15 protein-coding genes are annotated in these 15,179 nt (G+C 64.5%); 11 read left to right on the plus strand and 4 right to left on the minus strand.

Annotated elements, in window-relative coordinates:
* The first annotated feature begins 2 nt into the window (after positions 1-2).
* The 3 genes from hpaA (at position 3) to hpaC (ending at position 3,172) form a co-directional block, all read left to right on the plus strand.
* A complete protein-coding gene (gene hpaA, locus SSARUM_RS02780; protein WP_033636987.1) occupies positions 3-899 on the plus strand; it encodes a 4-hydroxyphenylacetate catabolism regulatory protein HpaA in 897 nt (298 codons plus the stop codon).
* A gap of 178 nt (positions 900-1,077) precedes the next feature.
* On the plus strand, positions 1,078-2,640 hold the full coding sequence (hpaB, locus tag SSARUM_RS02785) for a 4-hydroxyphenylacetate 3-monooxygenase, oxygenase component (protein ID WP_033636988.1): 1,563 nt from the start codon (positions 1,078-1,080) through the stop codon (positions 2,638-2,640).
* Positions 2,641-2,656: 16 nt separating this feature from the next.
* Positions 2,657-3,172, plus strand: a complete 516-nt coding sequence (gene hpaC, locus SSARUM_RS02790) for a 4-hydroxyphenylacetate 3-monooxygenase, reductase component (protein ID WP_033648527.1) — start codon at positions 2,657-2,659, stop codon at positions 3,170-3,172.
* A gap of 33 nt (positions 3,173-3,205) precedes the next feature.
* Here the strand turns inward: hpaC and ampH are convergent, their stop codons facing one another.
* Both ampH and SSARUM_RS02800 read right to left on the minus strand, forming a co-directional pair.
* Positions 3,206-4,348 (minus strand): D-alanyl-D-alanine-carboxypeptidase/endopeptidase AmpH, encoded by a 1,143-nt coding sequence (gene ampH / locus SSARUM_RS02795; protein ID WP_047569437.1) that lies wholly within the window; start codon positions 4,346-4,348, stop codon positions 3,206-3,208.
* A gap of 126 nt (positions 4,349-4,474) precedes the next feature.
* Entirely contained in the window at positions 4,475-5,233 is a 759-nt protein-coding gene (locus SSARUM_RS02800) for a FadR/GntR family transcriptional regulator (RefSeq protein ID WP_033636991.1), read from the minus strand.
* A 235-nt stretch (positions 5,234-5,468) separates the two neighbouring features.
* On the opposite strand from SSARUM_RS02800, the gene SSARUM_RS02805 reads away from it, so the two are divergent.
* From SSARUM_RS02805 to fucP, 7 genes are read left to right on the plus strand one after another with little or no spacing between them, the layout of a single operon-like run.
* On the plus strand, positions 5,469-6,209 hold the full coding sequence (locus tag SSARUM_RS02805; protein ID WP_049194555.1) for an SDR family oxidoreductase: 741 nt from the start codon (positions 5,469-5,471) through the stop codon (positions 6,207-6,209).
* Between the two features lie 25 nt (positions 6,210-6,234).
* Positions 6,235-7,080 (plus strand): fumarylacetoacetate hydrolase family protein, encoded by an 846-nt coding sequence (locus SSARUM_RS02810; protein ID WP_033648523.1) that lies wholly within the window; start codon positions 6,235-6,237, stop codon positions 7,078-7,080.
* Between the two features lie 14 nt (positions 7,081-7,094).
* Complete coding sequence (locus tag SSARUM_RS02815; protein ID WP_060430863.1) at positions 7,095-8,372, plus strand: L-fuconate dehydratase; 1,278 nt, start codon at positions 7,095-7,097, stop codon at positions 8,370-8,372.
* A 14-nt stretch (positions 8,373-8,386) separates the two neighbouring features.
* Positions 8,387-9,250 carry an amidohydrolase family protein gene (locus SSARUM_RS02820; protein WP_060430865.1) on the plus strand — a complete coding sequence of 288 codons (864 nt, stop codon included), beginning with the start codon at positions 8,387-8,389 and terminating at the stop codon, positions 9,248-9,250.
* Complete coding sequence (locus SSARUM_RS02825; RefSeq protein WP_060430867.1) at positions 9,228-10,004, plus strand: L-fucose dehydrogenase; 777 nt, start codon at positions 9,228-9,230, stop codon at positions 10,002-10,004. Before SSARUM_RS02820 ends, SSARUM_RS02825 begins: the two co-directional genes overlap by 23 nt.
* A complete protein-coding gene (locus tag SSARUM_RS02830) occupies positions 10,001-10,360 on the plus strand; it encodes an L-rhamnose mutarotase (protein ID WP_060430869.1) in 360 nt (119 codons plus the stop codon). Before SSARUM_RS02825 ends, SSARUM_RS02830 begins: the two co-directional genes overlap by 4 nt.
* Positions 10,361-10,400: 40 nt before the next feature.
* Positions 10,401-11,630: an L-fucose:H+ symporter permease gene (gene fucP, locus SSARUM_RS02835; protein ID WP_033641777.1), complete on the plus strand. Its 1,230-nt coding sequence runs from the start codon at positions 10,401-10,403 to the stop codon at positions 11,628-11,630.
* Position 11,631: 1 nt separating this feature from the next.
* On the opposite strand, the gene SSARUM_RS02840 is transcribed toward fucP, so the two are convergent.
* The gene (locus tag SSARUM_RS02840) at positions 11,632-12,831 is read right to left on the minus strand and encodes an MFS transporter (RefSeq protein WP_060430871.1); all 1,200 of its coding nucleotides are present in this window, start codon (positions 12,829-12,831) and stop codon (positions 11,632-11,634) included.
* A 108-nt stretch (positions 12,832-12,939) separates the two neighbouring features.
* Here SSARUM_RS02840 and SSARUM_RS02845 point away from each other — a divergent pair, with 108 nt between their 5' ends.
* The gene (locus SSARUM_RS02845; protein ID WP_033637002.1) at positions 12,940-13,851 is read left to right on the plus strand and encodes a LysR family transcriptional regulator; all 912 of its coding nucleotides are present in this window, start codon (positions 12,940-12,942) and stop codon (positions 13,849-13,851) included.
* A 10-nt stretch (positions 13,852-13,861) separates the two neighbouring features.
* On the opposite strand, the gene SSARUM_RS02850 is transcribed toward SSARUM_RS02845, so the two are convergent.
* Positions 13,862-15,058, minus strand: a complete 1,197-nt coding sequence (locus tag SSARUM_RS02850) for an MFS transporter (RefSeq protein ID WP_033637003.1) — start codon at positions 15,056-15,058, stop codon at positions 13,862-13,864.
* Between the last annotated feature and the right edge of the window lie 121 nt (positions 15,059-15,179).

Here is a 15,179-nt window from a genome sequence, read left to right on the forward strand (position 1 = left end):
AGGTGCGGAAAAGTACCGGCTTTATCGCCAACATCGATATTTGCAAAGAGTATGACGCGCGCTACGCCGCCGACGAGGTGCACTACGAAACCTTCGCCGGGCTGGCGGCATTCTTCGGCCGTGACATGCAGGTGCACTGGCACGACTGCTTCTTCCAGGTGCATTTCCTGGAAACCGGCAAGATAGAGCTGCAGCTCGACGATCAGCACTATTCGGTGCAGGCGCCGCTGTTCATCCTTACGCCGCCGTCGGTGCCGCATGCGTTCTTCACCGAACCGGACAGCGACGGCCATGTGCTGACGGTGCGCCAGGAGCTGATTTGGCCGCTGCTGGAGCGCCTGTATCCCGGCAGCAACCTGGCGCTGGACATGCCGGGCATCTGCCTGTCGCTGGCCGATGCGCCGCAGGAGCTGACGGCGCTCAGCCACTACTGGGCGCTGATCCGCCGCGAGTTCGGCCAGAACCTGGCCGGGCGCGAACAGACGCTGGCGCTGCTGGCGCAGGCGGTGTTCACGCTGCTGCTGCGCAACACCGCGCTGGAAGACAACGCCAACAGCGGCGTGCGCGGCGAACTGCAGCTGTTTCAGCGGTTCAACAAGATGGTGGACGAGCGTTTTCGCGAGCACCTGCCGGTGCCGGAGTATGCGCAGGCGCTGGGAGTGACCGAATCGCGGCTCAACGATCTGTGCCGGCGCTTCGCCAACCGGCCGCCCAAGCGGCTGATCTTCGATCGGCTGCTGCGCGAGGCCAAACGCATGCTGCTGTTCAGCGCCTGCACGGTGCATGAAACCGCCTACAGCCTCGGCTTCAAGGATCCGGCCTATTTCGCCCGTTTTTTCAATCGGCTGGAAGGCTGTTCCCCCTCGACCTACCGCGCGGCGCAACACGCCCTTTCGTAACCGCGATCACAGTTTGCCGCGAAAGCGGCAAACTGACCTGAAAAGTACCGGCGATTGCCGCAAAAGTCTCTTCTCGAAACCGGCTTTGGCAGCTTCAATTAAGCAACCAAAAGAAAACATTATTTTAACAAATGGCCGGATCCACGGCCTGAAAAATGCCGATGACGAGGAAGACCCGATGAAACCAGAAGACTTTCGTGCCGACAGCAAACGCCCGTTTACCGGCGCCGAATACCTGAAAAGTTTGCAGGACAGCCGCGAAATCTACATTTACGGCGAGCGCGTGAAAGACGTCACCACCCACCCGGCGTTCCGCAACGCGGCGGCGTCTGTCGGCCAGCTGTATGACGCGCTGCACGATCCGGCCAGCCAGGATCGCCTGTGCTGGAATACCGACACCGGCAACGGCGGCTATACCCACAAATTTTTCCGCTACGCCCGCAGCCCGGAAGAGATGCGCCAGCAGCGCGATGCCATCGCCGACTGGTCGCGTCAAAGCTACGGCTGGATGGGGCGCACGCCGGACTACAAGGCGGCCTTCGGCTGCGCGCTGGGCGCTTATCCGGAGTTCTACGGCCAGTTCGCCGACAACGCGCGCCACTGGTACAAACGCATTCAGGAAACCGGGCTCTATTTCAACCACGCCATCGTCAACCCGCCGATCGACCGCCACAAGCCGGTCAACGAGGTGAAGGACGTTTACATTCAGGTGGAGAAAGAGACCGACGCCGGCATCGTGGTCAGCGGCGCCAAAGTGGTGGCCACCAACTCGGCGTTGACCCACTACAACTTCATCGGCTTCGGTTCGGCGCAGGTGATGGGCGATAACCCGGACTTCGCGCTGATGTTCGTGGCGCCGATGGACGCCGAAGGGGTGAAGCTGATTTCGCGCGCCTCCTACGAACTGGTGGCCGGCGCCACCGGATCGCCGTTCGACTACCCGCTCTCCAGCCGCTTCGACGAGAACGACGCGATCCTGATTATGGATCATGTGCTGATCCCGTGGGAAAACGTGCTGATCTACCGCGATTTCGACCGCTGCCGGCGCTGGAGCACCCAGGGCGGTTTCGCTCGGCTGTTCCCGCTGCAGGCCTGCGTGCGCCTGGCGGTGAAGATGGACTTCATCACCGCGCTGCTGCAAAAGAGCCTCTCGTGCACCGGCGTGCTGGAGTTCCGCGGCGTGCAGGCCGATCTGGGCGAAGTGGTGGCCTGGCGCAACCTGTTCTGGTCGCTGAGCGACGCGATGTGCGCCGAAGCCACAAAATGGGAAAACGGCGCCTACCTGCCGGATTCCGCCGCGCTGCAAACCTACCGCGTGATGGCGCCGATGGCCTACACCAAGGTGAAACACATCATCGAGAAGAACGTCACCAGCGGCCTGATCTACCTGCCGTCCAGCGTGCGCGACATGAACAACCCGGAGATCGACAAGTACCTGGCGCGCTACGTGCGCGGATCGGACGGTATGGATCACGTCGAACGCATCAAGATCCTCAAGCTGATGTGGGATGCGATCGGCAGCGAATTCGGCGGCCGTCACGAGCTGTATGAGATCAACTACGCCGGCAGCCAGGATGAGATCCGCCTGCAGTGCCTGCGCCACGCGCAGGGATCCGGCAACATGGATCGCATGATGCAGATGGTCGACAAGTGCCTGGCCGATTACGATCAGCACGGCTGGAAGGTGCCGCACCTGCGGAACAATGACGATATTAATCAGTTGGATAATCTGCTGAAGTAATTCAGGAGGAGGTTGTATGTCTCAGGAAAATGAACAGCGCCTGCGCTTTCGCGACGCCATGGCCAGCCTGTCGGCGGCGGTGAATATCGTCACCACCGACGGCCCGGCGGGGCGCTGCGGCATCACCGCCACGGCGGTGTGCTCGGTAACCGATACGCCGCCGACGCTGCTGGTGTGCATCAACCGCAACAGCGCGATGAACCCGGTGTTTCAGGAAAACCGCAGGCTGTGCGTCAACGTACTCAACCACGAGCAGGAGCTGATGGCGCGCCACTTCGCCGGCATGACCGGCGTCAGCATGGAAGATCGTTTCCGGCTGAAAGAGTGGCAACTCGGTGCGCTGGGGCAGCCGGTGCTGCGCAATACCCTGGCCAGCCTGGAAGGGGAGATCGAGCAGATCCAGAGCATCGGCACCCACCAGATGTACCTGGTGCAGATCAAGCAGATCGCACTGAGCGAAGCCGGCAACGGGTTGATCTACTTCAAGCGCAATTTCCATTCGGTGATCCACCCGATGGCGGTGCCGGCCTGAGGCGTTGGGGCGCAGCCCGCTGCGCCCCGCATATCAACTCTTGTTGGCCGCCAGATCGCTCACCAGGCGGTTGACCGGATCGCTCATGTTGGTGAACTTGCTCAGTTCCGAGCGGGTCACCACCACGAACACCCCGACGTTTTTCGCCGGGATCATCGCCATGTAGGTAATGAACCCGCCGCCGCCGCCGGTCTTCTGAATGATGCCCGGCAGCCCGTCCTTCGGCGCCATATACACCCAGCCCAACCCTAGCGCATCCGCTTGCCCCGGCACGTCCATGCCCTTCAGCGACACCAGATCGTGACGCTGGAAGTACATGGTTTGCTCGCTGGCGGCGGTGGCTTTGCGCGGGCCGCTGGCGCTGGAGGAGAGGAACTGTTGCATCCAGCGCTGCATGTCGCGCGGGGTGGAGTAGACGCCGCCGCTGCCGGCCGCGGCGGTGGTGTCGCGGCAGGCGCTCGGGCCGGCCGCCGCCACCATCAGGCGCGAGCACTGTTCGGGGCTCGGTGTCAGCGTGGTGTCGACCATGCCGAGCGGCGCGGTGATTTTCTCTTTCAGCAGCGCGTTGTAAGGCTTGCCTGCGGCGCGCGACAGCGCGTCGGCCAGCAGGTCATACGCCAGGTTGGAGTAGGCGGCGCGTACGCCCGGCGGCACCGTAACGTTGGCATGCGCCAGCCACTGCCAGCGCTGGGCCTTGGTCGGCCAGGTGAACACCGGCGTCTTCGGCGGCTTCTTGCCCGGCTGCTCGCGCGGCAGCGCGCTGGTGTGCGTCGCCAGGTTCAGCAGGGTGATCGGCTGCCCGGCGTTGTAAGCCGGCACATAGGCGCCTTTGGGGGCGTACTTGCGCAGCGGGTCAGTCAGTTTGACCTGGCCTGCCGCCGCCATTTTCACCATCACTTCGCTGGTCATCAGCTTGGTGATCGAAGCGATGCGGATCAGCGAATCCGGGCGCGGGCGCAGGTTGTTGCCGGGTTTGGTATCGCCAAAGCTGCGGTTAACCACCTGATTGCCGTCGATCACCACCAGCGCCATGCCGGTGGCGCCGCTGTTGTAGAAAATATGTTCGGCATACTGGTCGACGATTTGCGAAGCCAGCTGCGGGGGGGCGGCCAGCGCGGCCAGCGGCGCGGCGCACAGGCCCAGCGCCAGCAATAAAGCGGAGACAGAGTTCTTCAACGGTCGTTATCCATTTAACAATGCAGCGGGGAAAGGGCTTATTCGTCGCCCAGTGTAATGCGCTCAGGCCCCGGCTGCATGTAGAAAAAAGAGCGGTGGCGATAAAATTTTTTGACCGCTGGCGGCCTACTGCGCGCGGGCGAAAATGGCGATCACTTCATCGAGGTGCGCCTTCATCGCCTTGCGGGCGCCGCGCACGTCGCGCGCTTCGATCGCCGCCAGGATCGCCCGGTGTTCCAGCTCGGAACGGTGCGGCATGTCGTCCGGCGTATAGTGGCGCTGCAGCACGCGAAACATGCTACCGTAACGGTGGCCGAGCAGGTGGCCGATAATGAACGCATAGGCCGGGTTGCCGCTGGCCTGGGCGATGCGGATGTGGAACAGCCGATCGCCGGGGTGAGTGGCGGAGCCGGCGCGGTTATCGCGGCAGTTCTGCTCGTAGGCGGCGCGGATGCCCGCCAGCTCTTCGTCGGTGGCGTGGCGCGCGGCCAGCGCGGCGGTCTCCGGTTCGATCAACAGGCGGGTTTGCAGCAGTGAAAACGGCGGCAGCTCGGCGTTGAAATCCAGTTCGATATTCAGTTCGTCGTCGATCTCCGCCCACTGGTTGCGGCCGGCCTGCGCCATCACCGGCTCCTGCGACGGCGCCAGCGGCGTTTGCGAGCGCACGATCACCCCGTTGCCGACCTTGACGTCCACCAGGCCGATCACTTCCAGCGCGATCAGCGCTTCGCGCACCGACGCGCGGCTGACCTGCAACTGCTGGGCGAGATCGCGCTCCGAGGGCAGGCGGCTGCCCGGCGGAAATTCGTTATTTTCGATCAGACGTTTGAGCTGGTCTGCTATCTGTCTGTAAATTCTTGGGTTTTCCAGTCGGGTAATCGGCATTTTTGACCTTTGACGATTCGGCGTTCAGTGATTTGGCGCACAATTATGCGACAAGGCGCTTGAGTAATCGTTATTCAAGTGTAAAAAAATGGTTAATTGAAATGCGGTTTCAAGGCTGTTTTATTAACTTCTTCCCCCAACGATAACGCGTAAAGCGTCTTTTGTCATGTTAGAGGCCTGACCTTTAACCGCCTTTAGTGGCCTGACCATTAGACCTTTAGGCCGAGGAGTCAAGATGGATTTAACCGGGAAACGCGTACTGATCACCGCCGCCGGGCAAGGGATCGGTTTTACCACCGCCAGGCTGTTCGCCGCCGCCGGTGCCGAGGTGATCGCCAGCGACATCAACCTCGAGCGCCTGCAGGGCTGCGCCGGGATCCGAGCACTGACGCTGAACGTCACCGATCCGGCCGCCATCGCGGCGGCGGCGGAAGCGATCGGCCCGATCGACGTGCTGTTCAACTGCGCCGGCGTGGTGCACAGCGGATCGATCCTCGATTGCAGCGAAGATCAGTGGGCGTTCGCGCTCGATCTCAACGTTACCGCGATGTTCCGCATGATCCGCGCCTTCCTGCCGGGCATGTTGGCGCGCGGCAAAGGCTCGATCATCAACATGTCCTCGGTGGCCTCGAGCGTGAAAGGGGTGCCGACCCGCTTCGCTTACAGCGCCAGCAAGGCGGCGGTGATCGGCCTGACGCGCTCGGTGGCGGCGGACTACGTCACGCAGGGCATCCGCTGCAACGCCATCTGCCCCGGCACGGTGGAGTCGCCGTCGCTGCGCCAGCGCATTGCCGAGCAGGCGCGCGAGCAGGGGCGCAGCGAGCAAGAGGTGTATCAGGCGTTCGTCGCCCGTCAGCCGATCGGGCGCATCGGCACCACCGAGGAAATCGCCCAACTGGCGCTGTATCTGGCCTCCGACGCCAGTTCGTACACCACCGGCACGGTGCAGATCATCGACGGCGGCTGGAGCAACTGAGCCGCCATTTTTGAGAGAGGAACGCATGAAACTTTTACGTTACGGGCAACCCGGGCAAGAGCGCCCCGGCATGTTGGATGCGCAGGGCCGCCTGCGCGATCTGTCGCAGCATATCGCCGACGTGGGGGGCGCCGCGTTATTGCCGGCGTCGCTCGCCAAACTGCGCGCTCTGGACAGCGCCGCGCTGCCGCTGGTCGAAGGGCAGCCGCGCCTCGGCGCCTGCGTCGGCGGCATCGGCAAGTTTATCTGCATCGGCCTGAACTATGCCGATCACGCGGCGGAAACCGGCGCGGCCATTCCTGAGGAACCGGTGGTATTCAACAAATGGACCAGCGCGGTGGTCGGCCCCTATGACCAGGTGGAGATCCCGCGCGGCTCGCAGAAAACCGACTGGGAAGTGGAGCTGGGCGTGGTGATCGGCCAGGGCGGGCGCTACATCAGCGAAGCGGACGCCATGCGCCACGTCGCCGGCTACTGCGTGATCAACGACGTTTCAGAACGCGAATATCAAATTGAACGCGGCGGCACCTGGGACAAGGGCAAAGGCTGCGACACCTTCGGGCCGATCGGCCCCTGGCTGGTCACCGCCGACGAGATCGCCGATCCGCACAGCCTGAACCTGTGGCTGGAGGTGGACGGCAAGCGCTATCAGGACGGCAACACCAGCACCATGATCTTCCGCATTCCGCAGATCGTCAGCTACCTCAGCCGCTTTATGAGCCTGCAGCCGGGCGACGTGATCTCCACCGGCACGCCGCCGGGCGTCGGCATGGGGCAGAAACCGCAGCCCATCTACCTGCGGGCGGGCCAGACGATGCGTCTGGGCATCGAAGGGCTGGGCGAACAGCGCCAGCAAACCGTACAGGCCTAACCGGGAGCGCCGCCATGACCACCATTACCGCACTGCGGGTTGAAGACATTCGTTTCCCCACGTCGCTGGGGCTGGACGGATCCGACGCCATGAATCCGGATCCCGACTATTCCGCCGCCTACGTGATCCTGGAGACCGATCGCGCGGATCTCAGCGGCCACGGGCTGACGTTCACCATCGGCCGCGGCAACGAGATCTGCTGCGCGGCTATCCGCGCGCTGGAACATCAGATCGTCGGCGAGCGGCTGGAGGATATCGCCGCCGACATGGGCGCCTTCTGGCGGCGCTTCACCAGCGACAGCCAGCTGCGCTGGATCGGGCCGGACAAGGGCGCCATTCACCTGGCGACCGGTGCGGTGGTCAACGCGGTGTGGGATCTGTGGGCCAAATCGGTCGGCAAGCCGGTGTGGCGGCTGGTGGCGGAGATGACGCCGGAGGAGCTGGTGCGCTGCATCGACTTCCGTTACATCACCGACTGCATCACGCCGCAGGAAGCGCTGGCGCTGCTGAAACAGCGTGCCGAGGGCAAAGAAGAGCGCCTGGCGCGGCTGCTGCAGGAGGGGTATCCCTGCTACACCACCTCCGCCGGCTGGCTGGGTTATCCGGACGACAAGCTGCGTCGCCTGTGCCAGGAAGCGGTCGACGCCGGTTTCTCCTACCTGAAGCTGAAGGTCGGGCGCGATCTGGAAGATGACATCCGCCGGGTGCGCATCGCCCGCGAGGTGATCGGCCCGGATCGGCGGCTGATGATCGACGCCAACCAGGTGTGGGAGGTGGACGAAGCCATTCCGTGGGTGAAGCATCTGGCGTTCGCCAAACCCTGGTTTATCGAAGAGCCGACCAGCCCGGATGACGTGGAAGGGCACCGCCGCATCCGCGAAGGGGTGGCGCCGGTCAAGGTGGCCACCGGCGAGATGTGTCAGAACCGCATCATGTTCAAGCAGTTCATCATGCGCGGCGCGGTCGACGTGGTGCAGATTGACGCCTGCCGCCTCGGCGGCGTCAACGAAGTGCTGGCGGTGATGTTGATGGCGGCCAAATACCAGCTGCCGGTCTGCCCGCACGCCGGCGGCGTCGGGCTGTGCGAGTACGTGCAGCACCTGTCGATGATCGACTACCTGTGCATTGCCGGCACCCACGAAGGCCGGGTGATCGAGTATGTCGATCATTTGCATGAACACTTTGTCGATCCCTGCGTGATCAACGGCGCGGCCTACATGCCGCCGAGCCGTCCCGGCTATTCGATCGAGATGCATCCGTCGTCGATCGCGCAGTATCGGTTCCGTGGGTGAGGCGGGAGGATCGCATGCCGCGCATCGACGCTCATCAGCACTTCTGGCGCTATCAGCCACGGCACTACCCGTGGATCGACGAGCGGATGCGCGTGCTGCGGCAGGATTTCGATCCGCCCCGGCTGCGGCCGCTGTTGCAGGAACAGGGTTTCGACGGCGCGCTGGCGGTGCAGGCGCGCCCCAGCGAGGACGAGACGCTGGCCCTGCTGGCGCTGGCTGAGCAGGGCGAGGGCGTATGCGGCGTGGTGGGCTGGCTGGATATCGCCGCGCCGCAGCTGGCGCAGCGTCTGGAGGTTTTGCGGCCGCGTACCGCGCTGCGCGGGGTGCGCCATCAGGTGCAGGACGAAGCGGATCCGGCGGCCTGGCTGGCGCGGCCGGAGGTGGAACGCGGCATGCAAACGCTGCAGCGCGCCGGGTATGTGTACGAGATCCTGGTGACGCACCGGCATCTGGCGGCCGCGGCGGCGTTCGCCGCCCGCCACGATGAGCACTGGTTGGTGTTGGATCATCTCGGCAAGCCGGATATCGCGCGCGGCGCGCGGCACTGGGCGCAGCAAATCCGGCCGCTGGCGGCGCTGCCGCACGTGGCCTGCAAGCTGTCGGGGCTGATCACCGAGGCGCCGGGTGGACGGTGGCGGGCGGAAGAACTGCTGCCGTTCTTCGACGCCGCGCTGGAGGCGTTTGGCCCGCAGCGGCTGATGTTCGGCTCCGACTGGCCGGTGTGCCTGCTGGCCGGCGATTACCGCCAGGTGGTGCAACTGTGCGAACGGGCGCTGTCGACGCTGGGGGCCGCCGAGCAGGCGGCGATTTGGGGCGACACCGCCTGGCGAATTTACGGTTTAACGGAGTCTGGTTATGGATCTGTATCTGCAAGATAAGGTGGTGCTGGTCACCGGCGGCGGTGCCGGCATCGGCGCGGCGATTGCTCATGTGCTGGCCGAAGAAGGCGCGATCCCGGTGCTGGTCACCAACGCCGCGCCGGAGGCGGCGCTGCTGGCCGATTTGCAGCGGCTGCAGCCGCGTACCGAGGTGATCCTCACCGAACTGTGCGACGAGGCGGCCTGCCGCCGCGCGGTCAGCCAGACGCTGGCGGCCCTCGGCCGCATCGACGGGCTGGTGAACAACGCCGGGGTCAACGACGGCGTCGGGCTGGAGGCGGGGCGCGAAGCCTTCGTCGGCTCGTTGGAAAAGAACCTGGTGCACTACTACCTGATGGCGCACCTGTGCCAGGCGGCGCTGCAGGAGAACCGGGGCGCCATCGTCAATATCGCCTCCAAGACCGCGCTCAGCGGCCAGGGCGGCACCAGCGGCTACACCGCCGCCAAGGGCGCGGTGCTGGCGCTGACGCGTGAATGGGCGGTGTCGCTGCGCCATGACGGCGTGCGGGTGAACGCGGTGGTGCCGGCGGAGGTGATCACCCCGCAGTACCAGCGCTGGCTCAACACCTTCGCCGAGCCGCAGCGGCAGATGGCGAAAATCACCGCGCGCATTCCGCTCGGGCAGCGCATGACCACGCCGCAGGAGATCGCCGATACCGTGGCGTTTCTGCTGTCGTCGCGGTCGTCGCACACCACCGGGCAGTGGCTGTCGGTGGACGGCGGCTACCTGCATCTCGATCGGGCGCTGACGTGAGCGGCGCGGCGGCAGGGCGGCGCTGTTTCTGCCAGGCGCTCGATCTGATTGACTCACCGGCGCTGATTGCGGAGTACCTGCAGCATCATCAGCGCATCTGGCCGGGCATCGCCGCGCATTTGCGCGAGCACGGCATTCTGGACATGGAGATTTACCGGTTGGGCACCCGGCTGTTCATGATCGTGGAGGTCAGCGCCGATTTCGACGCTGCGCGCTTTGACGCCGCCAGCCTGAACAACCCCGAAGTACAGCGATGGGAAGCGCTGATGTGGCACTACCAGGCCGCCACCCCCTGGACGCCGCAGGGCGAAAAATGGGTGGAAATGGCGCGGATATTTTCTCTGCAACAGCAATAACGCCAACATCATCATCGCCAGACGATACGAGGGTATCACCATGCTTGCTGAAAAAAGTGCGGCCTCCGCGCAGCCGGGCGTCGCCGTGACCGCCAATCTGCGCTGGGCCTTTATCCTGGTCACCAGCCTGTTCTTCATGTGGGGGCTGTCCTATGGCCTGCTGGACGTATTAAACAAACATTTTCAGGAGACGTTGCACGTCACCAAGGCGCAGTCGGGGCTATTGCAGGCGGCCTATTTCGGCGCCTATTTCCTGGTGGCGCTGCCCGCCGGGTACTTTATGGACCGCAAGGGCTATAAGGCGGGCATTCTGGTCGGGCTTTGCCTGTATGCGCTGGGAGCGCTGCTGTTCGTGCCGGCGGCATCGGCCAACAGCTTCGGCGTGTTCCTGTTCGCGCTGTTCGTTATCGCCAGCGGCCTGGGCTGCCTGGAAACGGCCGCCAACCCGTACGCCACGGTGCTGGGCGACGCGCAGGGCGCCGAACGGCGGCTCAACCTGGCCCAGTCGTTCAACGGCCTCGGGCAGTTTATCGGCCCGCTGATCGGTGGCACGCTGTTCTTCTCCGCCAGTCAGTCCGCCGGCGGCGGCGATCAGAGCGCGGTGAAGATGACCTATGTGGCGATCGCCGTGCTGGTGCTGCTGATCGCGCTGTTGTTCAGCCGCACCCGGCTGCCGGCGATCCGCGAAGAGGAAAAACCGGTGCACGGCGTGATAGCGCAGGGATTATGGCAGCATCCGCATTTCGTCGGCGGGGTGATCACGCAGTTCTTCTACGTGGCGGCGCAGGTGGGCGTGGGGGCGTTCTTCATCAACTACGCCACCGAGCATTGGCGCGAGGTGTCTAACCAGAGCGCCTCTTACCTGCTGTCGATCGCCATGATCTGCTTTATGGTCGGGCGCTTCTTCAGCACCTGGCTGATGGGGCGAGTCAAGCCGGCGACGCTGTTGGCGGCCTATGCGCTGATCAACATCGCGCTGTGCGGCGTGGTGATGCTGAGCGTTGACGGCGTGTCGGTGGTGGCACTGATCGCGGTGTTCTTCTTTATGTCGATCATGTTCCCGACCATTTTCGCCCTGGGGGTGAAAAACCTGGGTAAACACACCAAGCGCGCCAGCTCCTTTATGATCATGGCGATCGTCGGCGGCGCCATCATGCCGTACTTTATGGGGGCGCTGGCTGACCGTTACAGCACCGCGCTCTCTTATCTGCTGCCGCTGCTGTGCTTCGCGGTGGTGCTGGTTTACGGCCTGCGGCAGCGCCGCGCCTGATTCAACCCGGCGGCGAATCGGCCTTCGCCGCCGTTGTCAGCGCCTGCGGGCGGGTTCGCATCAGGATCGCCAACGCCAGCAGCAGCACGATGCCGGACAGCACGCCGTTTATCGTCAATCCCCCTGCATCCACCACCAGCCCGCCCGCCAGTGAACCGCAGGAAATCGCCAGATTAAACAGCGCGATATACAGCGAAGAGGCGACCTCGACCGCGTCGGGGGCCGCCTTGAGCATCCATGCCATCAGCGACACGGAAACGCCGCCGTAGGCGATGCCCCACAGCAGGAGGAAAGCGCCGCCGCTCAGCGGCGCGCGGCCCAGCAGCGGCAGCAGCAGGACGGCGAGCGCCAGCCCGAAGGCGATCAGCGCCAGGGTACGGCGCAGCCGTGTGGCGGCGGCCTGGCCGGCGATGAAATTCCCGACGATACCGGCGACGCCGTAGGCGAACAGCAGCGGCCCCACCCAGCGGCTCTCGATGCCGGCGACCGTCTGCAGCAGCGGGCGGACAAAGGTGTAGGCCATAAAGTGGCCGGCGACCAGCAGAAACGTCAGCAGCAGCCCGAGGAGCAACCGGCGATTCGCGCGCTGCGCGGTGAACGACCGCCAGCTCACCGCCTGCGTGACCGGCAGCGGCGGCAGCACGCACAGCAGCAGGAGCAGGGTCAGCGCCGCCAGAACGGCGACGGCCAGAAACGCCATGCGCCAGCCCAGCGCTTCGCCGAGGAACACCCCGAGCGGCACGCCGAGCACCGAGGCCGCCGCTACGCCGCCGAAGATGACGGACAGCGCCAATCCGACGGAGGCCGGCGGCACCAGACGTTCCGCCAATCCGCCGGCGATGGCCCAGATACCGCCGATGCAAAAGCCCAGCAGGATGCGCGCAGCGAACAGCAGCGCCATGGAGGTAGCGGCGGCGGCCAGCAGGTTGGCGGCGATCAGCAGTAGCAGAAAGACGATCAGCAGGCTGCGGCGATCTGTGCGCCGGGCGCCCAGCACCACCAGCGGGGCGAACAGCGCGGCGAACAGGGCAGGCAGGGAAATCAGCAGCCCGGCGCGGCCTATCGATGCGTTCAAGGTGCTGACTATCGGGGTCAGCAGCCCGACGGGCAGCATTTCTGCCGTGACGACGGTAAAGGTGGATAGGCCGATGGCGAAGGTCGCCAGCCAGGGTTTTGCGCCGCCGGCTTGTAAGGCAATCATAATGACTCTCCCAACAGATGAAGAGCCTCAGTGTATCCGCGCCAAAATGGCTGATAAACTGGCCTGAATGCGCAACATTGGGGACAAATCGTGGCTAATTTACCGTCTATGCCGTTGGATAACCTGACCGACCTGCTGGTGTTCATTCGCGTCGCCGACGCCTGCAGCTTCACGCTGGCGGCCGAGAGGCTGGGCATCTCCCGCTCGGCGGCGGGCAAATGCGTGATCCGATTGGAGGAGCGATTGGCCACCCGGTTGCTGCAGCGCACCACGCGCAGCGTCAGCCTGACCGAAGACGGCGCGGTGTTTTACGAGTATGCGCAGCGCATCCTGTCGCAGGCCGAAGAGGCGGAAACGGCGCTCAATACGCGGCGGCAAACCCCACGCGGGCGGCTGCGGCTGGATCTGCCGGTCTCGTTGGGGCGGTTGCATATCCTGCCGATTCTGCGGGAGTTTTTGGCGCAGTGGCCGGAGGTGGACGCCGACGTCAGCTTCTCCGACGATTACAGCGATCTGGTGCGCGACGGCATCGACGTGGCTGTCCGCGTCGGCGGCAACGACGACAGCCGGCTGGTGCGGCGGGTGCTCGCGCCACATCGCCTGATCACCTGCGCGGCGCCGGATTATCTGGCGCGGCACGGCACGCCTGCAAAACCGGAGGCGTTGGGCGATCACGAGACGCTGGTCTTCAGCCATCAGGGGCTGCCGGCGCCCTGGCGCTATTTGGTCAACGGCCAACTGCACGAACAGCCGGTGCGCGGCCGGATGCGTTTCAACAACGTCGAGGCCTTGCGGGATGCGGCCGTCGCCGGAGCCGGCCTGTGCCAGGTGGGGGCGTTTCTGGTCGGCGAGCAGATTGCGGCCGGCACGCTGGTGCCGGTGCTGGAGCGCTATTGCCGCCCGGGGCCGCCGATCTGCGCCGTCTATCCCAGCCGGCGCCATCTTTCCCCCAAGGTGAAACTGTTCCTGGCGGCGATCGAACGGCGCTGGCAGGGCAAGGCGATTTGGGAAACCGCTTAGCGCGAGCGATTCACGCCGCTTTCAAGGCCAGCGTTCGCCGCATTAAGCGGTAGCCGCCGGCCGCCACCAGCAGCACGATCAGCCCGGCGGTGAGCGTGACGCCGAAGCCGGCCGCTATCCCGGCGGCATCGATCGCCAGGCCCGCCAATGCGGCGCCGAGCGCCACCCCTATCCCCAGACCGGTGACCATCCAGGTCAACCCCTCCGTCAGCCGGGAGGGCGGCACGATGTTTTCAACCAGCCCCATGGCAATGATCATGGTCGGCGCAAAAAACAGTCCGGCGACAAACATCGCCGCCGCCAGCGTCAAGACATCGTGTACCCACAGCAGCGGCAGGGTGGTGAAGGCGGTGGCGAACGCTGCGTATAAGAACAGGCGAGGCAAGGGGACGGGGATCTTCATTGCGCCGAAAATCAGCCCAGCCAGGCAGGAGCCGAACGCGTAAACCGACAGCACGATGCTGGCGGCGGCCGGCTGTCCTTGCTGCTCGGCGAAAGCCACGCTGATGACGTCCACGGTGCCGACGATGGTGCCCAGGGCGATCAGCGCCAGCAGCAGGATCTGCATTGACGGCATGGCCAGGATGGCGCGCTGCCGCTGGTTATTGCGGGTGTAGACCGGGGGCTGAGTGCTTTTTTGCGAGGCGAATGCCGCAACGCCCGCCACCAGAAGCAGCGCGGCCACCAGAGGGCCGGCTTCTGGGAAGAGTGAAACGCTAAGCCCCACGGCGATCGGTGGGCCGACGATAAAGGCCACTTCATCTAACACGGACTCGAATGAAAATGCCGTGTGCAGCTGTGGCGTGCCGCGATAAATTTCGCTCCAGCGGGCTCTGACCATCGCGGAGATGCTGGGCATGCCGCCCGCGAGCGCGGCGAAGACGAACAGCGTCCAGTCCGGCGCCCGATAGTGGGTGCAGAGCAACAGCAGTAGCAGGGCGAGCGTGCTGATCCCGGTGGCATACGGCAGCACGCGGCTTTGGCCGTGACGATCCGCCGCGCGCGCGATTTGCGGCGCAAGCAGCGCCATGGAAAAGGCGAACGTCGCCGCCACCGCGCCCGCCAACCAATAAGAGCCGCGTACCTGTGAGAGCATGGTGATGATGCCGATACCGGTCATCGAGACCGGCAGGCGCGCGATCAGCCCGGCAGAGGAAAACGCCTTGCTGCCCGGGGCGTTGAACAGGTTGAAATAAGGATTTGCCATGGAAAGGGCTCCAGAAGTTGGCGGCTCAGTATTCGCTCAATGGCCATCATTGACATACGCCACGTATGTTACGTTAATTGACATACATGGTGTATGTCAATTATAACGTTCATCAATAACG

The organism is Serratia sarumanii (genome assembly GCF_029962605.1).
Lineage (GTDB): Bacteria > Pseudomonadota > Gammaproteobacteria > Enterobacterales > Enterobacteriaceae > Serratia > Serratia sarumanii.